A 19,824-nucleotide genomic window follows, 5' to 3' on the forward strand; every position below is an offset into this window, starting at 1 on the left:
CGGCCCCCTAGTCGACGACGACGGTCTTCCAGTCCGGTGACTGGGCGGGGTCGAGACCGCGGAGGTTCGCCAGGACCTGGGGGTCCTGGGCGTCCAGCCAGTCGGCCAGTTCCTGGAAGGAGACGCACTTGACGTCGGAACGCGGGCACACGTCGCGTATGACGTCCTCGACGGCGTCCATGTAGATGCCGCCGTTCCAGTTCTCGAAGTGGTTGCCGATGAACAGCGGTGCGCGGCTTCCGTTGTAGACCCGCTCGAAGCCGTTCATGTAGGCGTCCCGGGTCTCCTTCCGCCAGGCGTCGTGCATCGCCGGGTCGCCGTCCGTCTCGCCCTTGGACTGGTTGTAGAGGAAGTTGAAGTCCATGGCGAGGACCTGGAGTTCCTTGCCCGGGTAGGGCAGGAGCTGGAGCGGGAAGTTCCAGATGCCGTCGATCTTGGACGGCCAGATCTGGAAGTCGCCCGAGGAGCTGGCGTCGTACCGCCAGCCGAACTCCTTGCTCGCAGGTATGAGGGTCTTCTGCCCCTCCAGGCAGGGGGCGCGGCCGCCGACGGTCTCCCGGTCCGGGTCGAAGGGCAGCGGCGGGAGATCGGTCATCCCCGTGTTCGTCTTCCACTTCTTGACGAACCCGTACGTCTGCTCGATCTCGCTCTTCCACTCCGCGGCGCTCCACTCGCCGCCGCCCTTGGGCCCGCAGAAGTGGCCGTTGAAGTGCGAGCCGATCTCGTTGCCCTCCTTCCAGGCGCCGCCGAGCTGTTCCAGGGTGGTCTGGATGTGCTCGTCGGTGGGGTACGAGATCGCGGCGGAGCCCCGGTCGTGCTGCGGCGGGTCGTAGAGGTTCGCCTTCGACTTCGGCAGCAGGTAGATGCCGGTGAGGAAGAACGTCATCCGCGCCTTGCTCTCCCTGGCCACCTTCCGGAAGCGGGAGAAGGTCTGGTCGTCGCCCTCCAGCGCGCCGTCCCAGGAGAAGACGACGAACTGCGGGGGCTTCTGGCCCGGCTTGAGGCGTTCCGGCTTGAGCTGGTTCGGCTGCGGCCCGGTGTACGAGGTCGACCCGTCACCCAGGACCTCGACCTTGCCGTCCCAGGGCTCTTCCTTGAACTTGACCGCGCCGTGCTCCTGCGCCTTGGCCCCGTCCTTGCCGGCCGGGACGCCCGCCTTCGCGTCCTCGTCGCCGCCGAAACCGGGCACCCGCGTGAGCGCGACACCGGCCACGATGAGCACCACCGCGGCGATGCCCATACGGATGCGGGCGCGCTTACGAGCGCGCGCACGGGCGCGGGCGCGATCACTGCGTGCCATGGAAATTGCTCCCCCCAGATGACGAACGCGTGTCCCCACAACGCGCTTGTCCGAATATACGCCGTTCGTCGGCAGAGGAATCGCGGGCGGTCGGATGTCACAGGGACTTCTGGGTTTCCCGTGACGACCGCCACACCGGTTCGTCGTCCGTTTCCCGCCAGCACAGCGCGCAGCGCGCGGCTTTGCTGGAGCCGTACCCACACACCTCCACGGAACGGGAAGAGGCTTCGAAATGTCTGGACTGACAGGCAGGACAGCACTGGTCACCGGGGGCAGCCGCGGCATCGGCGCCGCGACGGCGCTGCGGCTCGCCCAGGACGGGGCGGACGTCGCCGTCACCTACGTCAGCGGCGAGGACGCCGCCCGGGACGTCGTCCGGAAGATCGAGGCGACGGGCCGGCGCGGCATCGCGATCCGCGCCGACTCCGGGGACGCGGACGCGGTGGCCGACGCGGTACGGCGGGCCGCCGACGGGCTGGGGCGGCTCGACATCCTCGTCAACAACGCGGGCGTCGGCGTCCTCGGCCCGCTGCACGGTCTCGGCCGGACCGACGTCGACCGCGTACTGGCGGTCAACGTGCGCGGAGTGTTCCTCGCCTCACAGGCGGCGGCCGCCCGGCTGGGGCGCGGCGGCCGGATCGTCACCATCGGCAGCTGCATGACCCAGCGGGTGCCGGGACCCGGCGGGACGCTGTACGCGATGAGCAAGTCCGCGCTGATCGGTCTGACGAAGGCGCTGGCCCGGGAGCTGGGCGAGCGCGGCATCACGGCGAACATCGTCCACCCGGGCCCGGTCGACACGGACATGAACCCGGCGGACGGCCCGTACGCGCAGGCGCAGACGGCACTGACCGTCCTGGGCCGCTTCGGCGGCGCGGACGAGGTGGCCGCGCTGGTCGCGTTCCTGGCGGGCGACGAGGCGGCGTACATCACCGGAGCGGAGTTCGCGGTGGACGGAGGCCACGCGGCGTAACCCTTAGAGAGTGCCGTCCTTGACGGCGGTGACGAAGGATGCCCAGCCGGCGGCCCGGAGAACCAGCGCCGGGCCGCCGGGGTCCTTGCTGTCCCGGACGGGCATGACGCCGGGGCAGTTGTCGGCAACCTCGACGCAACTGCCGCCTGTACCGTCGCTGTAGGACGACTTGCGCCAGACGGCTCGGCTCAGATCGTGTGTGGTGCTCATGGGTTCGCGTAGTCCTTCGCCAGCGAATGGATCAGGGCCAGGGACGCCGACGGTGACAGTGCGACGGCCCTGGCCAGATCGTATGACCTCAGGCAGGTCTCGACCAGGGCCGGATCTTCGATGAGCTGTCCGCTGCCCGCACCCTCCGTGTACACGACGGTCGGTGCGTCGTCGAAGGACATGATCGAGGCCATGCTGTGGATGAACGCCTCGGCCATGCCGGCGAAGGTCAGCACCTGCACCACCACCCGGGGCCGCTGCGCCAACTCCGCCATGTGCAGCAGCTGTTCGGACATGGACGCGCGGCCGCCCATCGGCGCCCGGAGCACCGCCTCATGGAGAATCGCCCACAACACGGGGTGTGCTGGGTCGTCGAGAATCCGCTGCCGGTCCAGGCGGGCACGCACGCGCTCCTCCACGGACTCCTGCGACGCGAACGGGGTCGCGGTTCGGGTGATGGCCCGCGCATACGCCTCCGTCTGCAACAGCCCCGGCACCAGCACCGGCGCGTACTCACTGATCGTCTTCGCCTGCTGCTCCAACTCCGCCGCGTCGGCGAAGTAGTCCGCAACTTTCGATTTGCGGGCGAGGCGGCACAGCCGCTGAAGGTGCTCACCGGTCCCCAGCACCTCGTCGAACAGTCTCGACAGGTCCAGCTGAGGCCGGCGAGTCGCCGCTTCCAGCTGCCCGATGTAGGTGCCGGAGCAGAAGACCCGTTCCCCGAGCTGATCCTGCGAGAGGCCACCGGCCTCGCGCAGGCGGCGCAGTTCCGAGCCGTAGAACGCCCTCGGGTCGGTGTACGGATCTGTGTTCCTGGGCTGGGTCATGCCAACGCCCCCTCCACGCAGAGCACTTGCTGGGACGATCCCCCTACTGAGCGTAGCCGCACACCGTCACGCTGTGAGCATGAACGATGACATCAGGAACAGGAACACGGATCCGCTCGACGCCGCCGCTGACGCCGTACGGGAGCTGAGCGAGGCTCTCGCCGCCCGCGGCATCACCCTGCCGTCCCTCGGCACCGACCTCGCGTCGTGCACCTCCACCCTCACGCCCCGGCCGCTGGTCGAGCTGGGCCGGTGCAACCTCGACACGGCCCGCCGGCTCGCGAGGGCACTGACGGGGGACGCGGCGCGGTGAACGCGGCACCTCGGCCCGGGACGGTCGTCGTCGACGAGCAGCGATCCCGCGTCGGCGAAGTCATGGGCGCCGAAGGCCCGTACCTCCAACTGCGGCCGCTCGGCGGCGGCCGCGAGTGGGACGCCGCCCCGGACCGGGTACGGGTGGCAACCCCGGCGGAGCGGCTGAGCGCACGCGTGGCGGCGGCCAACGCGGCCAGCTCGTCGACGTGCGGCCGGCCGCCCGGGTCCTGCTGAGGCAAGTCGGTCGTCATCGTCACGAGCCGCAACTGGCTTTGCAGCGAACCCCGCACGTGCGTCGTGTCCCGCCGCACCGAGGGCGGCGGGACACTGACCACAACGTCTGGTCCTGAACCGCTGACCGCGTCGAACGTTTGATGGGGTCCTCCTGCGTCCGCGCGCACCCGCTGAGAGAGGATGCACGCTACTTGGACCAGCTAGGCCATGCGGAGGCGCACTGTGGGAGAGCCGGAACCAGTCGACCTGATTCACCTGGCAGACGGAGACGGCAACCGGTGCATCGTTCGCGTCACTGGGCGTTATCAGCACGGCGTTCTGACCGGTCATGACACTCTGCGCGCCGATGTCCTGGTGTCCACCAGCTTCCTCGATGCACGCCTTGAGCTCTACCTCTTCCAGCGGGATATCTCCGCCTGGGAACACGAGCTTGAAGGGCTGGTTCCCGGGGGTGAGGCGGGAATCGGCGGCGGCCGGGGTTTGGAGCTCGGCATTCGGCTCAACGAGGATCGGTCCATGTGCGTGACGATCCACGACCCCGACCGGCTCTCCACTCTCGTCTGGATCCAGCCGCAGGATGACTGGATCCAGGACCACCGAGTCCGACTGGACCGACTTCGGCAGGTCTGGCCAAGCGAGGTCATCGAGACTGCTCCCATGGCCTACGAGTGGAGTCCGGACCGTAGGAACTGAGCGCCTACGGCACGGCCATCGGGAGTCAAGCCGCTATCTTCGTCGCCGACGGTGGCACGCCCATCAGCCAGACCAACTGGTCTGGCCGACATCACGAGTTCAAGTTCAGTACCCGGTCTCCACCTGTCCACCGGAAAGCGTGCCCGCGGTGGTGGCCGGACCGGCTGCCGGTGTGATTCGAACTCGGGCCTGGCCTGTGCACGTCCCGTCGTAAGCAAGGAGAGATTACGCACCATGGGCGTTTCGCTGCGGATGCGGAGACTTGACCCGTCAGTTGTCGCGGAAGGCCTTGCGGCCGTGGAGCACGGGTTCGGGGCGACGCTGGACAACACGATCTACGGTGCGGAAGCCTCCGAGGGGGTCCTCTGTGACCTGGCCGAGGAGTGGCGGGCGGTGGGGACAGTGCTCAACGGTCGGTACAGCGGGAACGGACCGGTCGGGGACATGCCCGTCATGGGAGGAGTACTCCTCGGGTATGTCGGTGACCATCCGGAGGCCATCCTGATGCTTCCTCAGGACGGCGTGCGTGAGGCGGCCGATTTCCTGCGGGGAGTTGATATACGCGCGATGATCGAGGCGAACCGGGAAGAGCTGACCAGGCTGAACGGCGGGTCGCTCCCGGACTGGGTCATCCGGGGAATCATCGACGACACGGCACGTCTCGCGCGGATGTACGGCCTTGCTGCGGCAGCCGGTCAAGTGGTTGCCAAGCGGATCTACATGGACTGACCTCGATACACAACGCGTGGGGCGCACCGGCGCGACAGCGCCGGTGCGCCCCACTGGGTTCCGGGGACGCGCCGGCGCTGTCTTCCGGTGCGTCCCTGGGTCACGGGCGGGTGTCGCTCCGCCCGGGTCTGTGCTTCAGGAGGGGCGTCAGCCGCCCAGTTCCTGGTGACGGGCCGTCAGCGCCGCCGTGCCCTGCTCGGTCAGCGAGCCGTACAGGCGCAGACGCGAGAAGCCGCCGTCCGGGAAGATGTCGATCCGGACGTGGGTGCCGACCGCCGGGGTGTCCAGCAGGAAGCGGTGGCTGGTGTCGGGCTGCAGGCGGGTGCGCGGCAGGAACTCCGTCCACTCGCCGTCCTCGCCGGTCTTGACGGAGAGGGACGCCCAGCCGGCCGAGTTGCCCTTGAGGTACGCGGTGTCGATCTCGACGGCGCGGATCTCGGACTCGGCGACGAGCTGGTAGCGGATCCAGTCGTTGCCCTGGTCGCGGCGGCGGGCGGTCTCCCAGCCGTCGTCCATCTTGCGGGAGCGGCCCGGGTTGATGGTGTTGGTGGGCGGCGAGTAGAAGCGGTTGGACGCGTCCTGGACCGAGCCGCCGTTCTCCAGCGCGACGACGTCGAAGGAGCCCAGCGCGGCGAGCCACTTGGGGTCCGGTACGACCTCGCCGTAGACCCGCAGGCGGGCGATACCGCCGTCGGGGTGCTGGTTGACGCGCAGGTGCGTGAAGCGCTGCTCGGCGGTGACCTCGAAGCCGTTGGCCGCGTGGCCGCCGACGGCGGTGCGCGGGACGAGGGTCGTCCACTTCACGTCGCCTGCGAGGAGCTCCTCGGGCGTCGGGGCGCCCTCGACGGAGGTGCCCTCGATGGAGACGGCCTGCGGCATGTTGCCGCGGAAGTGGGCGGTGTCGACGACGATGCCGCGGATCACGCCGGGGGCGCCCAGGCGTACCAGCGCCCAGTCGTGGTCCTCGGCGGTCGGCCAGGGCTGCTCGGCGGAGACGCCGCGGCGGCGGCGGGTCTCCCAGCCGTCCATGATCTTGCCCTTGTGGCCGAAGTGCTCGGGGTCGAACTCGGCGGCCTCGGGGACCAGCAGGTTCTCGCGCTGGGCGAAGAACTCGTCGTTGGCGGCGATGACACCGGCACCCAGCTGACGGTCGGCGAGGTTGGCGTAGCTGGTGAACGGGAAGTCCGCGGTGCGGTAGTCGGCGTACGGGTCGCCGCCCCCGTACGGATTCGCGTTACCGGTGAAGGAGGGAAGCGCCGTCACAGTCAGTTCTGCCTTTCGAGAAGTCGGCCGGTGGGCTCGGTGAGGGTGCCGTGGTCCGCGATGCGCTCGCCGCGCAGCCAGGTGGACTTCACGACGCCGTGCAGGGTCTTGCCCGCGTACGCCGTGACCTGGTTGCGGTGGAAGAGTTCCGCGGGGTCCACGGTGAAGGTCTCGTCGGGCGCGAGGACCGCGAAGTCGGCGTCGCGGCCGGCCTCGATGGCGCCCTTCTGCGACAGCCCGGCCAGCGCGGCGGGGGCGGCCGACATCCAGCGGACGACGTCCTCGAGCGAGCGGCCGCGCCTGCGGGCCTCGGTCCAGATCGCCGGGAGGCCCAGCTGGAGGGAGGAGATGCCGCCCCAGGCGGCGGCGAAGTCGCCGGTGTCGAAGCGCTTGAGCTCCGGCGTGCACGGCGAGTGGTCGGAGACGATGCAGTCGATCGTGCCGTCGATGAGGCCCTGCCACAGCGCGTCCTGGTTCTCGGCCTCGCGGATCGGCGGGCAGCACTTGAACTCGGTGGCGCCGTCCGGGACTTCCTCGGCGGTGAGGGTGAGGAAGTGCGGGCAGGACTCGACGGAGATCTTCACGCCCTCGCGCTTGGCGGCGGCGATCAGCGGCAGCGCGTCGGACGAGGACAGGTGCAGCACGTGGACGCGGGCGCCGAGCCGCTTGGCGTGCGCGATGAGGCCCTCGATCGCGGTGTTCTCGGCGTCGCGCGGCCGGGAGGCGAGGAAGTCGGCGTACTTGGGACCGTCCTGCTGCGGGGCGGAATCCAGGTGGTGCGGGTCCTCGGCGTGCACGATCAGCAGGCCGCCGAAGCCGGTGATCTCGGCCATGGACTGGGCGAGCTGTTCCTGGTTCAGCTCGGGGAACTCCTCGACGCCGGACGGCGACAGGAAGCACTTGAAGCCGAAGACCCCGGCGTCGTGCAGCGGCCGCAGGTCCTTGACGTTGGACGGGATGGCGCCGCCCCAGAAGCCGACGTCGATGTGCGCCTTGGGGCGCGCGACGTCCTGCTTGGTGGCGAGGTGGTCCGCCGTGGTGGTCGGTGGAAGGGAGTTGAGCGGCATGTCCAGGAGGGTGGTGATACCGCCGGCCGCCGCGGCGCGGGTGGCGGTCCAGAAGCCCTCCCACTCGGTGCGGCCCGGGTCGTTCACATGGACATGGGTGTCGACGAGGCCGGGGAGCAGTACGTCGTCCCCGAAGTCCTCCAGCCGGGCCCCGGCCGGCAGCTCGGCCTCGTACGGCAGCACCGCCGCGATCTTCCCGTCGGCGACGGCGACCGATGCGGCCCGCGTCCCCTCGGGAGTGATGACACGCGTCGAGCGCAGTACCAGTTGCACGTCGGACACCCGCCCCTCCTCTTCCTCATTCCGCAGAGCGAAATTTCAACGTTCTGTTGAACGAGTCTTCACCTCCAGCGAGGACGCGTCAAGAGTGACCAGGCCGGCAGCCGTCCCGGCGGCCCCACCATTGGAGGTTTCCACAGAATGGAATTAGAATTTCACTCTACAGAACGTAGCTATCACCACGAGGAGCGTCACCGACACCTTCCCGAGCCCGCCACCACCCGGACAAACCCTCTCTGACCGGCCAGGACGGCTCATCCGGGCGCTATGGCGAGCCCAGAACCGACCGGTAGGCTGCTTGCTTGCCTGCCAGCACCGAAAGGACCGCGCCGTGCCGACGTCCAGCGCCAACGACGCCTTCACCGATGTCGCCGCCTCCAAGCCCGCCGCCGCCAGCGGCGGAGTCCAGTCCCTCGAGCGCGCCTTCGACCTTCTCGAGCGGATGGCCGACGCCGGCGGTGAGGTCGGGCTCAGCGAGCTCTCCACCGCCAGTGGACTGCCCCTGCCCACGATCCACCGCCTGATGCGCACGCTGGTGGCCTGCGGTTACGTACGACAGCAGCCCAACCGCCGGTACTCGCTCGGCCCCCGCCTGATCCGGCTCGGCGAGTCCGCGTCGCGGCTGCTGGGCACCTGGGCCCGGCCGTACCTCGCGCGCCTGGTCGAGGAGACCGGCGAGACCGCGAACATGGCACTGCTCGACGGCGACGAGATCGTCTACGTCGCGCAGGTGCCCTCCAAGCACTCCATGCGGATGTTCACCGAGGTGGGCCGCCGGGTGCTGCCGCACTCCACCGGGGTGGGCAAGGCGCTGCTCGCGCACACGCCCGCCGACGAGGTACGGGCGCTGCTGGCCCGCACCGGGATGCCGGCCGCCACCGAGAAGACCATCACGACGCCCGAGGGCTTCCTCGACGCGCTGGAGCAGGTACGCAAGGCCGGCTACGCGGTCGACGACAGCGAGCAGGAGATCGGGGTCCGCTGTCTGGCGGTCCCGGTACCCGACTCCCCGACCGCGGCGGCGATCTCGATCTCCGGCCCGGCGGGCCGGGTCACCGAGGCCGTGACCGAGCGGATCGTGCCGATCCTCCAGGGCGTGGCGGCCGAGCTGTCGGTGGCGCTCTCCAACCAGAACCCGGCCTGAGCCCGGCCTGAGCCCGGCCGACTGTTACGGATACGGCCTCGGGGGGGGGGGGGGGGGGGGGGGGGGGGGGGGGGGGGGGGGGGGGGGGGGGGGGGGGGGGGGAGGGGGGGGGAAGGGGGGGAGGGGGGGGGGGGGGGGGAGGCACCCGACCATTCTCAATCTACCTTTTTCTCCCTTTGCTGCCTTTGCCTGCCCTTCTCCCCCCCTCCCCCTCCTTCCCCCCCCCGAGGCCGTATTCGCGAGGCGGCCCGTCAGGCGGCCACCCCGGCCGTCAGGCGGCCACCCCGGCCGTGAGCCGGCCGTCCGCCATCGAGGCCGTGCGGTCCATCCGGTCCAGGTGGGCCAGGTCGTGGGTGACCAGCACCGTGGCCGTCGCCCGTTCGCGCGTCAGGGTGACCAGCAGGTCCAGCACCGCCGCGCCCCGCTCGTGGTCCAGCGCGCTGGTCGGCTCGTCGACCAGCAGGACGGCGGGGTCGTTCATCAGCGCCCGGGCGATGTTCACCCGCTGCCGCTGGCCGCCGGACAGCTGGTGCGGGCGGCGGTCCGCCCGGTCGGCGAGGCCCACCGCGGCCAGCAGTTCCAGCGCCCGGTCCCGCACCCGCCGCGACGGCCGGCCCGAGAGGTGTGCCATCACCTGGAGCTGCTCCGCGCAGGTCAGCGACGGCAGCAGGTTCGGCTGCTGGAAGACGATGCCCACCCGCTCGCGGCGCAGCGCCGACTTCCCGGCGGGGCTCAGCGCGGCGGTGTCCGTACCGTCCACCAGGACCCGGCCGCGGTCCGGGGTGACCAGCGTCGCCGCCACCGCGAGCAGACTGGACTTGCCGGACCCGGAGGGGCCGACCACGGCGGTGAGCGAGCCGGCCGGGACGTCGAGGCCGACACCGTCGAGCGCGGTCAGCCGGCCGTCGCCGTCCGGGTACGTGAGGGTGACCTCGTCCAGTACGAGACTCATCGGACGCTCCCGAGTGCGGTGAGGGGGTCGACGGCGGTGATCCGCCGGATGGACAGCGCCGCGCCGAGCGCTCCGAGGACGATCATCACGGCGGACGGCACGAGCACGGTCGGCAGGTCGAGGACGAACGGCACGTCCCCGCCGCTCACCAGCACGCCGATCCCGACGGCCAGCGCGGTGCCCAGCCCGGTCCCGGCGGCGAGCATCACCACTGCCTGTCCCAGCGCGTCCCGCAGCAGGTACGGCGTGGACGCCCCCAGGGCCTTCAGTACGGCGACGTCACCGCTGCGCTGGATCGTCCAGACGGTGAAGAAGGCCCCTATGACCAGCGCGGAGATGACGAAGAGGAAGCCGCGCATGAGCTGCAGCGAACCGTTCTCCGCCTGGTAGGACCCGATGGCCGACAGGGCGTCGTCCAGCGGCAGCGTGCGGGTGCCGGAGGCCCGGTCGCCCGCCGCGAGATCCGCGCCCGGAGCGGTGGTCAGGGCGATGACGGTGGCCTGCGACCGCTCCGGCGTGCTGGGGCTTGTACTGGGGCCGGTGCCGGGGCCGGGGCCGCCGAGCCGCTGCCAGTCGTCGAGCGAGGTCCACACGACGGGTGTGTGGCTGTACGAGGCGTCACCGGCGACGGCCGCGACGGTCCCCGCCAGGCCGCCGACACGGACCCGGTCACCCACCCCCGCCCCCAGTTCCGCGGCGGCCTGCTCGGAGAGCACGACCCTGCCCGGCGCGAGCCCGTCGCCGGGCGCGAGTCCCGCGTCCGGCTCGACGCCGAACGCCGACACCGCGGCCGAGCGTTCCCCAGCGGCCGCGGTGAGCGTACGGATGCCGACCGGCCGGGCCCCCGTGACACCCGGCTGCTCCGCCCAGGTGCGCCAGGCGCGCTCGGGGACCGAGGAATTCGTGAAGGACACCGGCCGCCCGTCGGGTGGCGCGGCGAACGCGAGGTGGCCGGCCGGCAGGCCGGTGATGGCCGAGGTGTTCTCCCGGGCCAGGCCGGACGTGAGTCCGGACAGCAGCCCGACGAGCAGTGTGATCAGCACCACGACGGAGCCCATGAGCGCGAACCGGCCCCGGGCGAACCGCAGATCTCTCCATGCGACGAACATGTCCCCCACCCTCGCCACCACGGGCCGGGAAAACATCGCACCACGGGGCGCGTCCTCCGTATCGAAGGACGCAGGCCGAGATCAAACTTTCGGTTGACCGGCCGCCCGGGCGAGACGCTTACGCTGGTCCGGCCATGGACTCCCGCCCCCTCACGCCCGTACTGCCCCTCCTGCGGCTGTGCCTGCACGCCCTGCTGGCCGGTCTGCTCGCGCTCGCCGTGGCGCGGGCCGTCACCGGCGACGCCGCCCGTGCGACCGCCGTGGTGGTGACGGCGGCCGTCCTCGCCGTGGTGTACGCCGCCGGTGTGCTCACCCCGGCCGTGCACCGGTCGCCGCGGGCGGGCGCGGTGTGGCTGGCCGCGCTGGGCGCCGGCTGGCTGGTCCTGCTCGCACTGTCGCCGAACGGCCTGTGGGTGGCCTTCCCGCTCTACTTCCTCCAGCTGCATCTGCTGCCGGGGCGCTGGGGGCTGCCCGCGGTCGTGGTCACCGCCGGCGCGGCCATCGGCAGCGCTCTGCTGCACGGCCAGGACATCTCCCCGGGCACCTTCATCGGCCCGCTGCTCGGCGCGGCCGTCGCCGTCGCCACGGTCCTCGGCTACCAGGCGCTCTACCGGGAGAGTGAACGCCGGCGCGAGCTCATCGACGAGCTCATCGCCGCCCGCGCCGAACTGGCCGCCGCCGAACGCGCCGCCGGCACGCTCGCCGAGCGCGAGCGGCTGGCCCGCGAGATCCACGACACCCTGGCTCAGGGCCTGTCCAGCATCCAGCTGCTGCTGCGCGCGGCCGAGCGGGTGCTGCCCGTGGACTCCCCGGCGACCGGCCATGTGCGGCAGGCGCGCGAGGCCGCGCAGGACAACCTCGCCGAGGCCCGCCGGTTCGTGAAGGCGCTGACCCCGCCCGATCTGGAGCGCGGCTCGCTGGCGGCGGCGCTGGAGCGGCTGTGCACGGCCACGCCGGGCGGTCCGGCCGTGCAGTTCGGGGTCAGCGGCACCCCGGCCGTGCTGCCCACTCCGTACGAGGTGGCGCTGCTCCGCGTCGCCCAGTCGGCGCTGGCCAACACCGTGCGGCACGCCCACGCGCGCCGCGCCGAGATCACCCTGAGCTTCATGGACACCTCGGTGGCCCTCGACATCGTCGACGACGGGACCGGCTTCGACCCGGCGCTGCGGCGCGCGGAGTACTCGGGGGACTCGGGGAACTCGGGGGACCCGGCGGACGCGGCGGACGCGGGCGGGTTCGGGCTGCCGGCGATGCGGGCCCGTGCGCGCTCGCTGGGCGGCACGCTCAGCGTGGAGTCGGCGCCGGGGCAGGGCACGGCGGTGGCGATCACGCTGCCGCTGCCGACGGCGGACGCGGGAGGTTCCGTATGAGCGCGCCGGTCCGGCTGCTGCTGGCCGACGACCATCCGGTGGTACGGGCGGGGCTGCGCGCCGTCCTGGACACCGAGCCGGACTTCCAGGTGGTGGCCGAGGCCTCGACGGCCGAGCAGGCCGTCGAACGGGCGGCGGCCGGGGACGTCGACGTGGTGCTGATGGACCTGCAGTTCGGGCCCGGGCAGCTGCACGGCTCGCAGGCCACCGCCGCGATCTCGGCCCGGCCCGGCGCGCCCCGGGTGCTGGTGCTCACCACGTACGACACCGACGCCGACATCCTGGCCGCGGTCGAGGCGGGGGCGAGCGGCTACCTGCTCAAGGACGCCCCGCCCGAGGAGCTGGCGGCGGCGGTGCGGACGGCGGCGGCCGGCCGGTCGGCGCTGGCCCCGGCCGTGGCGCACCGGCTGATGGACCGGATGCGTACGCCGGCGCGGGCGCTCACCAAGCGGGAGCTGGAGGTGCTGCAGCTGGTCGGGGACGGGCTGTCGAACCAGCAGATCAGCAAGCGGCTGTTCCTGAGCCAGGCGACGGTCAAGTCCCACCTGGTGCACATCTACGCCAAGCTGGGGGTCGACTCGCGCACCGCGGCGGTGGCGGCGGCGGGCGCCCGGCGGCTGATCCGCCGCCCGTCATGAGCCCCGGCACAGCGCTCACCGGCGCGCGGAGGGCGGGGCCTCGCCGAACAGCTCGACCGCGCAGTGCACCTCCGTCAGCGCGGCGGACAGGGCGCTGACCGAGCCGATCGCCCCCGCGACCAGCAGCAGCGAGCGCCGCAGCCGCGGGATCTCCGGTGCTCCGCCGGCCGCCATCGCGTCCAGCGCCGCGAGCTCGTCCTCGGCGATGGCCCGGTCCGGGAACTCGACGGGATGCCCGGCGAGTGCGCGGCGCAGCCGGGACACGGCGATACGCAGCTCCGCCACCCTCGGGTCCTCGCCGCTCACGGTCACCTGTTCCTGCCCCACGATGCGCAACAAAGCTCCCCCTCGCACGCCATTGTGCTGCCGGTCCCCAAGTGCCTTTGACGCACGCCGTGTTGGCGGGACGCCCGGGGTAGCGGTCAGTTAACGCCACAGGGTGTGCGCCGCGCCACTCTCCGGTACGAATTCGGCCCGGAAGCCTGGTGCGGTATGCAGTCCCCATGACGCAGACAGCACATACATCCGAAGACGGACCCCCGGTGATCGCGGGTCTGCTGCTCGCGGCCGGCGGCGGACGGCGCCTCGGCGGGCGGCCCAAGGCGCTGCTCCGCCACCGGGGCCGGCCGCTGGTCGAGCACGCGGTGCGGGTGCTGCGGGAGGGCGGCTGCGGCCCGGTACACGTGGTACTCGGCGCGGCGGCCGACGAGGTGCGGGCGCGGGCCGACCTGGCGGGCTGCGTCCTGGTGGACAACCCCGACTGGGCGGAGGGCATGGGCTCCTCGCTGCGGGCGGGCCTGGGGTCGCTGGCGGGCAGCGGGGCGGACGCGGCGCTCGTGTCGCTGGTCGACCAGCCGGGGATCGGGCCGGCCGCGGTGGCCCGGGTCCTGGCGGCGTACCGCTCCCCCACCAGCCTGGCGGCGGCTGCGTACGACGGGCGGCGCGGCCATCCGGTGCTGTTCGGCGCGCGGCGGTGGGCGGACATCGCGGCGACCGCGGTGGGCGATCGCGGGGCCCGCGACCACCTCACGGCGCATGCGGCCGACATCACACTGGTGGAGTGCGGGGACGTGGCCGAGGCGTACGACATCGACACCGCGGACGACCTGATTCACCTGGAGTAAGCCGGGGCAGTGGACGGGGTGTGACCGGCGTGGCACTGAGAGCCGTCCGGAGGGGAGTTCTGTCGACGGGGAGAATCTCGACATCAACAAACCATTGAACTTCCACCATGAGGAAACTACTATCCACAGGTCAGAAGCGCCCTGAACCCCAGTCGGCGCCCGCGACCGTATCCCGGAACACTCGCGACCCTGCGGCACTCCGTGCCGTTTCGGGCGCTCCCGGCGGCCGCCAGGCACCGCCGCTGAAGGAGTGACAGCCAATGTCCGCACCAGCGCCGTCCACGCTGGCCATCGTCGACGCCGAGCCCCTGCCCCGGCAGGACGAAGTACTCACCGAGGCCGCCCTGGCCTTCGTGGCCGAGCTGCACCGGCTGTTCACGCCCCGCCGTGACGAGCTACTCGCCCGCCGTACCGAGCGCCGCGCCGAGATCGCCCGCACATCCAGCCTCGACTTCCTCCCGGATACCGCACAGATCCGTGAGGGCGACTGGAAGGTCGCGCCGGCCCCGGCCGCGCTCAACGACCGCCGCGTGGAGATCACCGGTCCGACCGACCGCAAGATGACCATCAACGCCCTGAACTCGGGCGCCAAGGTCTGGCTCGCCGACTTCGAGGACGCCTCCGCTCCCACCTGGGAGAACGTCGTCCTCGGCCAGCTCAACCTGATCGACGCCTACGAGCGCCGGATCGACTTCACCTCCCCGCAGGGCAAGACGTACGCCCTGAGGCCCGCCGAGGAGCTCGCCACCGTCGTGATGCGGCCTCGCGGCTGGCACCTGGAGGAGCGCCACCTCCGGGCGGACGGGCGTGCCGTCCCGGGCGCGCTGGTCGACTTCGGCCTGTACTTCTTCCACAACGCCCAGCGCCTCATCGACCTCGGCAAGGGCCCGTACTTCTACCTGCCGAAGACCGAGTCGCACCTGGAGGCCCGCCTCTGGAACGACATCTTCGTCTTCGCCCAGGACTACCTGGGTATCCCGCAGGGCACGGTGCGCGCGACCGTTCTCATCGAGACGATCACTGCCGCGTACGAGATGGAGGAGATCCTCTACGAGCTGCGCGACCACGCGGCCGGGCTCAACGCGGGCCGCTGGGACTACCTCTTCTCCATCGTCAAGAACTTCCGTGACGGCGGCGAGAAGTTCGTCCTGCCGGACCGCAACGCGGTGACGATGACCGCCCCGTTCATGCGCGCGTACACCGAACTCCTCGTGCGTACGTGCCACAAGCGCGGCGCGCACGCCATCGGCGGCATGGCGGCGTTCATCCCCTCGCGGCGTGACGCCGACGTCAACAAGGTGGCGTTCGACAAGGTCAAGGCCGACAAGGACCGCGAGGCCGGCGACGGCTTCGACGGCTCCTGGGTCGCCCACCCGGACCTGGTGCCGATCGCGATGGCGTCCTTCGACGCGGTGCTGGGCGACCGGCCCAACCAGAAGGACCGGCTCCGCGAGGACGTCTCGGTCGCGCCCGGCGACCTGATCGCCATCGACTCGCTGGACGCGAAGCCCACGTACGAGGGCCTGCGCAACGCCGTCCAGGTCGGCATCCGGTACATCGAGGCGTGGCTGCGCGGCCTCGGCGCGGTCGCCATCTTCAACCTCATGGAGGACGCGGCCACCGCCGAGATCTCCCGCTCCCAGATCTGGCAGTGGATCAACGCGGGTGTGGTCTTCGAGCACGAGGGCGAGCCGGTACGGGCGACCGCCGAGCTGGCCCGCGAGGTCGCCGCCGAGGAACTGGCCGCCATCCGCGCCGAGGTCGGCGAGGAGGCCTTCGCGGCCGGCAAGTGGCAGCAGGCCCACGACCTGCTGCTCCAGGTGTCGCTGGACGCGGACTACGCGGACTTCCTCACCCTGCCGGCCTACGAGCAGCTGGCCGGCTGACACCGCGTCACCACCTCCGAAACGCCTCCGCCCCCGGTATCGCACAGCACCGGGGGCGGAGGCGTTTCGGCGATCGAGGCGTGTCTGCGATGCAGGCGTTTCGGCGATCGAGGTGTTTCGGCGATCGGATCGCGCCACCCGACGCATTCCCGTGACCGAAAAGAGATGTGCAGCTACCTGGCGGTAACAAAGGGCGGCGTGCCAGATTTCGCATGCCACCGGCCGGCGGCCCCCTCATCGACATGCGACCTCGCCAGGAGTCGGACGACCTCAACGGCGAGGCCTTCCGCAGGAGTGCCGCCATGACCGGATTCCGCACCGCACGCACGACCCGCACCTCCAGACCGGCCACCCGGGCGACCCGGCGGCTCACCGCCGCCGCGCTGGCCCTGCCGCTGGCCCTCACCACCCTGCTGACCGCCGGGACCGGACCCTCGGCCGCGAGCCCGTCCTCGGGACCGAGCGCGATCGTCTCCATGGGCGACAGCTACATCTCCGGGGAGGCCGGCCGCTGGCAGGGCAACAGCCTCACCAACAGCGGCAGCCGCGACGGCACCGACCGGGCGTGGACCGGCAGCGGGTACGACCCGGGCCGGGTGTACGGCCCGACGGCCGCGAACGGCTGCCACCGCTCGGACTCCGCCGAGGTGCGCAGCGCCACCGGCACCACCCAGGCACTGATCAACCTCGCCTGCTCGGGCGCCACCACGCGGAACGTCTTCCGGTCCACCAGCGGCGGCACCTGGTACAAGGGCGAGGCCCCCCAGGCCGACCAGCTCGCGAGCGTCGCCGCCCAGAACCGCGTCGAGCTGATCGCGCTGTCGATCGGCGGCAACGACCTCGGCTTCGCCGACGTCATCACCTCCTGCGCGACCGACTACATCGTCTGGTACTCGTACTGCCACGACGACCAGCAGATCGCCGTGGACGCGAAGATGGACACGGCGATGGCGAACGTCGGCAAGTCCGTCGACGAGATCCGCGCGGTGATGTCCGCCGCCGGTTACGCCGCCGCCGACTACCGCATCGTGCTCCAGTCCTACCCCTCCCCCATCCCGCGCAGTACCGAGAACCGCTACGCGGAGAGCGGCTGGAGCCGGACCAACACCGGCGGCTGCCCCTTCTGGAACAAGGACTCGGACTGGGCGCGCGACTCGCTGGTCCCGCAGATCGCGGGCCGCCTCAAAGCGGTGGCCGCCGCCAAGGGCGTGCAGTTCCTGGATCTGCGCGACATGCTCCAGGGCCGCGAGGTGTGCGCCAGGACAACCGGCATCGTGAGCGCTGCCCGGCCGGCGTCCGCCACCACCAGCGAGTGGGCGCGCTGGATCGACAGCGACTCCACCCAGGGGCCCGTCCAGGAGTCCATGCACCCCAACTACTACGGCCAGTTGGGCCAGGGACGCTGCCTGGCCCTGTTCCACGCCAAGCAGACCGGCAACTACACCTGCCGGAACACGGCGGGTTCGGGTGCGTCGGGGATGTATCTGACCGCGGTGTCCTGACGCCGGCGGGAGCCCCGCTTACTGGCCGGTACTGATCTCTGCCCGCGTCGCGTGCAGGTCCTAGGGTCCGGAACACCCCACCCACGCCCTGGAGGTTCCATGCCCCCCACCCGCACCCGGCGCAGGCGCCTGTCACTGGCGCTGGCCGCGACGCTGGGAGCCGTGTCCCTCGGCGCCCTGCCCGCCGCGCCCCAGGCCTCTGCCGGGCCCGTGACCGCCGACGGCGGCACGGGCACCGGCACCGGCAGTGGCTTCCTCGTCGGTCGCGGCATCTCCGACGTCACCGGCGAGGCTGCCGAGACCGGCATGATGGGCTACTCCAGCTTCGGCCAGAAGACCTCCGGCATCCACCAGCGGCAGCGCTCCCGGGCGTTCGTGGTGGCCGACCGAGCGACGGGCAAACGGGTCGTGTACGTCAACGCCGACCTCGCGATGATCTTCCAGTCCGTGCAGCAGGGCGTGACCGCCCGCCTCAAGGAGCGCTTCGGCGGCCTCTACACCGAGGAGAACGTGCTGCTTTCGGCCACCCACACCCACTCCGGGCCGGGCGGCTACTCGCACCACCTCGCGTACAACCTCTCCGTCCTCGGCTTCCAGAACGGCACCTACCGCGCCATCGTCGACGGCATCGTCGAATCCGTCGTCAAGGCCCACGAGGACCTGGCACCCGGCACCATCACCCTCGGCACCGGCACCCTCACCAACGCCAGCGTCAACCGCTCCCGCACCTCCTTCGACCGCAACCCGGCCGCCGACCGGGCCGCGTTCCCCGACGCCATCGACCCGGCGATGACCGTGCTGCGCTTCCGGCAGGGCACCGAGGACGTCGGGGCGATCAGCTGGTTCGCCACCCACAACACGTCCATCACCAACAAGAACACCCTGATCAGCCCGGACAACAAGGGCTACGCCGCCTACGCGTGGGAGCACGACCACGAAGGCGTGCGCTACCTCGACGACAAGCCCGGCTTTGTCTCCGCCTTCCCCAACACCAACGCCGGCGACATGTCCCCGAACCTCAACCTCAAGCCGGGCTCCGGCCCCACCGAGGACGAGTTCGAGAACACCCGCATCATCGGCGAACGCCAGCTCACCAAGGCCCGCGAGGTGTTCCGCGACGCCGGCACTCCGCTCACCGGCGGCGTCGACTCCCGGCTGGTGTACGTCGACATGGAGAACGTGACCGTGGGCGGCGCCCACACCTCCGACGGCAGGCAGCACCGCACCTGCCCCGCCGTCGTGGGCGCCTCCACCCTCGCCGGCAGCGTCGAGGACGGCCCGGCGATCCCCGGCTTCACCGAGGGGATGCGCACGCCCGTCGCCCACCTCGTCGACGCCCTGCGGGTGGACGTCCCGGACTGGCTCGCCACCTGCCAGTACCCCAAGGCCGGCCTCGTGCCCACCGGACTACTGGACCACCTGTACCCGGTCACGCCGAGGATCCTGCCGCTGCAGATCGTCAGGATCGGCCAGTTCCATCTGGTGGCCGGACCCGGCGAGTTCACCATCACCGCCGGGCTGCGCGTACGCCGTACGGTGGCACAGCAGCTCGGCGTGCCCCTGGAGCACGTCCTCCTCCAGGGCTACGCCAACGCGTACAGCCAGTACGTGACCACACCCGAGGAGTACGACGCCCAGCAGTACGAGGGCGCCTCGACGCTCTACGGCCGCTACACCCTGCCCGCCTACCAGCAGGAGTACGCCCGCGTCGCGGCCTCCCTGCGGCAGGGCACGGCGCTCGACCGGGGCACCGCGCCGCCGGACGAGTCGGCCCGGCAGTTCAGCCTCCAGACGGGCGTGGTGTACGACAATCCGCCGGCGTTCAGGTCGTTCGGGGACGTCCTGACCGAGCCCGCGGCGTCCTACCGGCGCGGCGAGCGGGCCACCGTCGACTTCGTCACCGGACACCCCAAGAACAACCTGCGCCGGGGCGGCACCTTCCTGGAGGTGCAGCGGCTGGTGGACGGCCGCTGGGTGCGGGTGCTCGACGACGGCGACTGGGCGACCAGGTACCGCTGGACCCGTACCAACGGACTCACCGGCACCTCGAAGGCGACGATCACCTGGGACATCGGTGCGGACACCCCTCCCGGCAGCTACCGGGTGGTCCACTTCGGCGACGCGAAGAGCCTCCTCGGCAAGATCACGCCGTTCACCGGAACCTCCCGCACCTTCACCGTGTCCTGACCCCCGCGGCGCCGATGAGTTC

20 protein-coding genes are annotated in these 19,824 nt (G+C 71.4%); 12 read left to right on the forward strand and 8 right to left on the reverse strand.

Features of this window, described 5'->3' with window-relative positions; genetic code table 11:
• Positions 1 to 7 precede the first annotated feature (7 nt).
• On the reverse strand, positions 8 to 1,300 hold the full coding sequence (locus tag ACWV17_RS01860) for a hypothetical protein (protein ID WP_455358195.1): 1,293 nt from the start codon (positions 1,298 to 1,300) through the stop codon (positions 8 to 10).
• Positions 1,301 to 1,532: 232 nt separating this feature from the next.
• On the opposite strand from ACWV17_RS01860, the gene ACWV17_RS01865 reads away from it, so the two are divergent.
• On the forward strand, positions 1,533 to 2,273 hold the full coding sequence (locus ACWV17_RS01865) for an SDR family oxidoreductase (protein WP_455358196.1): 741 nt from the start codon (positions 1,533 to 1,535) through the stop codon (positions 2,271 to 2,273).
• Positions 2,274 to 2,276: 3 nt separating this feature from the next.
• On the opposite strand, the gene ACWV17_RS01870 is transcribed toward ACWV17_RS01865, so the two are convergent.
• Complete coding sequence (locus ACWV17_RS01870) at positions 2,277 to 2,483, reverse strand: DUF397 domain-containing protein (RefSeq protein WP_455352223.1); 207 nt, start codon at positions 2,481 to 2,483, stop codon at positions 2,277 to 2,279.
• Positions 2,480 to 3,310: a helix-turn-helix domain-containing protein gene (locus ACWV17_RS01875; RefSeq protein ID WP_455358197.1), complete on the reverse strand. Its 831-nt coding sequence runs from the start codon at positions 3,308 to 3,310 to the stop codon at positions 2,480 to 2,482. Before ACWV17_RS01875 ends, ACWV17_RS01870 begins: the two co-directional genes overlap by 4 nt.
• A 79-nt stretch (positions 3,311 to 3,389) precedes the next feature.
• Here ACWV17_RS01875 and ACWV17_RS01880 point away from each other — a divergent pair, with 79 nt between their 5' ends.
• The 4 genes from ACWV17_RS01880 (at position 3,390) to ACWV17_RS01895 (ending at position 5,281) form a co-directional block, all read left to right on the forward strand.
• The gene (locus ACWV17_RS01880) at positions 3,390 to 3,623 is read left to right on the forward strand and encodes a hypothetical protein (protein ID WP_455358198.1); all 234 of its coding nucleotides are present in this window, start codon (positions 3,390 to 3,392) and stop codon (positions 3,621 to 3,623) included.
• Positions 3,620 to 3,859, forward strand: coding sequence for a hypothetical protein (locus ACWV17_RS01885; RefSeq protein ID WP_455358199.1), 240 nt, complete (start codon positions 3,620 to 3,622; stop codon positions 3,857 to 3,859). The genes ACWV17_RS01880 and ACWV17_RS01885 overlap by 4 nt, the downstream gene beginning before the upstream one ends.
• Positions 3,860 to 4,081: 222 nt before the next feature.
• Positions 4,082 to 4,552, forward strand: a complete 471-nt coding sequence (locus tag ACWV17_RS01890; protein WP_455358200.1) for a DUF5959 family protein — start codon at positions 4,082 to 4,084, stop codon at positions 4,550 to 4,552.
• A gap of 234 nt (positions 4,553 to 4,786) precedes the next feature.
• Entirely contained in the window at positions 4,787 to 5,281 is a 495-nt protein-coding gene (locus tag ACWV17_RS01895; protein ID WP_455358201.1) for a hypothetical protein, read from the forward strand.
• A gap of 147 nt (positions 5,282 to 5,428) precedes the next feature.
• Here ACWV17_RS01895 and alc read toward each other — a convergent pair whose 3' ends face one another.
• Together alc and allB are read right to left on the reverse strand one after the other, a co-directional pair.
• Entirely contained in the window at positions 5,429 to 6,544 is a 1,116-nt protein-coding gene (gene alc, locus ACWV17_RS01900) for an allantoicase (protein ID WP_455358202.1), read from the reverse strand.
• Between the two features lie 2 nt (positions 6,545 to 6,546).
• Positions 6,547 to 7,893 carry an allantoinase AllB gene (gene allB, locus ACWV17_RS01905; protein ID WP_455352207.1) on the reverse strand — a complete coding sequence of 449 codons (1,347 nt, stop codon included), beginning with the start codon at positions 7,891 to 7,893 and terminating at the stop codon, positions 6,547 to 6,549.
• 328 nt (positions 7,894 to 8,221) lie between these two features.
• Here allB and ACWV17_RS01910 point away from each other — a divergent pair, with 328 nt between their 5' ends.
• Entirely contained in the window at positions 8,222 to 9,034 is an 813-nt protein-coding gene (locus ACWV17_RS01910; RefSeq protein WP_455352206.1) for an IclR family transcriptional regulator, read from the forward strand.
• A 271-nt stretch (positions 9,035 to 9,305) separates the two neighbouring features.
• On the opposite strand, the gene ACWV17_RS01915 is transcribed toward ACWV17_RS01910, so the two are convergent.
• A complete protein-coding gene (locus tag ACWV17_RS01915; protein ID WP_455352205.1) occupies positions 9,306 to 9,986 on the reverse strand; it encodes an ABC transporter ATP-binding protein in 681 nt (226 codons plus the stop codon).
• Positions 9,983 to 11,095: an ABC transporter permease gene (locus ACWV17_RS01920; protein WP_455358203.1), complete on the reverse strand. Its 1,113-nt coding sequence runs from the start codon at positions 11,093 to 11,095 to the stop codon at positions 9,983 to 9,985. The genes ACWV17_RS01915 and ACWV17_RS01920 overlap by 4 nt, the downstream gene beginning before the upstream one ends.
• Before the next feature lie 134 nt (positions 11,096 to 11,229).
• Between ACWV17_RS01920 and ACWV17_RS01925 the strand changes: the two genes are divergently transcribed.
• Together ACWV17_RS01925 and ACWV17_RS01930 are read left to right on the forward strand one after the other, a co-directional pair.
• A complete protein-coding gene (locus ACWV17_RS01925) occupies positions 11,230 to 12,465 on the forward strand; it encodes a sensor histidine kinase (protein ID WP_455358204.1) in 1,236 nt (411 codons plus the stop codon).
• On the forward strand, positions 12,462 to 13,103 hold the full coding sequence (locus ACWV17_RS01930; RefSeq protein WP_455358205.1) for a response regulator: 642 nt from the start codon (positions 12,462 to 12,464) through the stop codon (positions 13,101 to 13,103). Before ACWV17_RS01925 ends, ACWV17_RS01930 begins: the two co-directional genes overlap by 4 nt.
• Positions 13,104 to 13,118: 15 nt before the next feature.
• Here the strand turns inward: ACWV17_RS01930 and ACWV17_RS01935 are convergent, their stop codons facing one another.
• Positions 13,119 to 13,430 carry a DUF5955 family protein gene (locus ACWV17_RS01935; RefSeq protein WP_455352275.1) on the reverse strand — a complete coding sequence of 104 codons (312 nt, stop codon included), beginning with the start codon at positions 13,428 to 13,430 and terminating at the stop codon, positions 13,119 to 13,121.
• A gap of 176 nt (positions 13,431 to 13,606) precedes the next feature.
• On the opposite strand from ACWV17_RS01935, the gene ACWV17_RS01940 reads away from it, so the two are divergent.
• The 4 genes from ACWV17_RS01940 to ACWV17_RS01955 all read left to right on the forward strand — a co-directional run bounded on the left by ACWV17_RS01940 (position 13,607) and on the right by ACWV17_RS01955 (position 19,802).
• Positions 13,607 to 14,227: a nucleotidyltransferase family protein gene (locus ACWV17_RS01940; RefSeq protein WP_455352201.1), complete on the forward strand. Its 621-nt coding sequence runs from the start codon at positions 13,607 to 13,609 to the stop codon at positions 14,225 to 14,227.
• Between the two features lie 260 nt (positions 14,228 to 14,487).
• Positions 14,488 to 16,113 carry a malate synthase A gene (aceB, locus tag ACWV17_RS01945; RefSeq protein ID WP_455352200.1) on the forward strand — a complete coding sequence of 542 codons (1,626 nt, stop codon included), beginning with the start codon at positions 14,488 to 14,490 and terminating at the stop codon, positions 16,111 to 16,113.
• Positions 16,114 to 16,355: 242 nt separating this feature from the next.
• Positions 16,356 to 17,615: a GDSL-type esterase/lipase family protein gene (locus tag ACWV17_RS01950; protein WP_455358206.1), complete on the forward strand. Its 1,260-nt coding sequence runs from the start codon at positions 16,356 to 16,358 to the stop codon at positions 17,613 to 17,615.
• 99 nt (positions 17,616 to 17,714) lie between these two features.
• Positions 17,715 to 19,802 (forward strand): neutral/alkaline ceramidase, encoded by a 2,088-nt coding sequence (locus tag ACWV17_RS01955; protein WP_455358207.1) that lies wholly within the window; start codon positions 17,715 to 17,717, stop codon positions 19,800 to 19,802.
• Positions 19,803 to 19,824: the final 22 nt, after the last annotated feature.

This window comes from Streptomyces mabaensis (assembly GCF_053763515.1).

What these genes read in the sequence shown, in the direction of transcription:
- ACWV17_RS01860 (WP_455358195.1), bottom strand. Translation starts at nt 1,300, where the DNA reads ATGGCACGCAGTGATCGCGCCCGCGCCCGTGCGCGCGCTCGTAAGCGC.
- ACWV17_RS01865 (WP_455358196.1), top strand. Translation starts at nt 1,533, where the DNA reads ATGTCTGGACTGACAGGCAGGACAGCACTGGTCACCGGGGGCAGCCGC.
- ACWV17_RS01870 (WP_455352223.1), bottom strand. Translation starts at nt 2,483, where the DNA reads ATGAGCACCACACACGATCTGAGCCGAGCCGTCTGGCGCAAGTCGTCC.
- ACWV17_RS01875 (WP_455358197.1), bottom strand. Translation starts at nt 3,310, where the DNA reads ATGACCCAGCCCAGGAACACAGATCCGTACACCGACCCGAGGGCGTTC.
- ACWV17_RS01880 (WP_455358198.1), top strand. Translation starts at nt 3,390, where the DNA reads ATGAACGATGACATCAGGAACAGGAACACGGATCCGCTCGACGCCGCC.
- ACWV17_RS01895 (WP_455358201.1), top strand. Translation starts at nt 4,787, where the DNA reads ATGGGCGTTTCGCTGCGGATGCGGAGACTTGACCCGTCAGTTGTCGCG.
- ACWV17_RS01915 (WP_455352205.1), bottom strand. Translation starts at nt 9,986, where the DNA reads ATGAGTCTCGTACTGGACGAGGTCACCCTCACGTACCCGGACGGCGAC.
- ACWV17_RS01920 (WP_455358203.1), bottom strand. Translation starts at nt 11,095, where the DNA reads ATGTTCGTCGCATGGAGAGATCTGCGGTTCGCCCGGGGCCGGTTCGCG.
- ACWV17_RS01925 (WP_455358204.1), top strand. Translation starts at nt 11,230, where the DNA reads ATGGACTCCCGCCCCCTCACGCCCGTACTGCCCCTCCTGCGGCTGTGC.
- ACWV17_RS01930 (WP_455358205.1), top strand. Translation starts at nt 12,462, where the DNA reads ATGAGCGCGCCGGTCCGGCTGCTGCTGGCCGACGACCATCCGGTGGTA.
- ACWV17_RS01940 (WP_455352201.1), top strand. Translation starts at nt 13,607, where the DNA reads ATGACGCAGACAGCACATACATCCGAAGACGGACCCCCGGTGATCGCG.
- aceB (WP_455352200.1), top strand. Translation starts at nt 14,488, where the DNA reads ATGTCCGCACCAGCGCCGTCCACGCTGGCCATCGTCGACGCCGAGCCC.
- ACWV17_RS01950 (WP_455358206.1), top strand. Translation starts at nt 16,356, where the DNA reads ATGCGACCTCGCCAGGAGTCGGACGACCTCAACGGCGAGGCCTTCCGC.
- ACWV17_RS01955 (WP_455358207.1), top strand. Translation starts at nt 17,715, where the DNA reads ATGCCCCCCACCCGCACCCGGCGCAGGCGCCTGTCACTGGCGCTGGCC.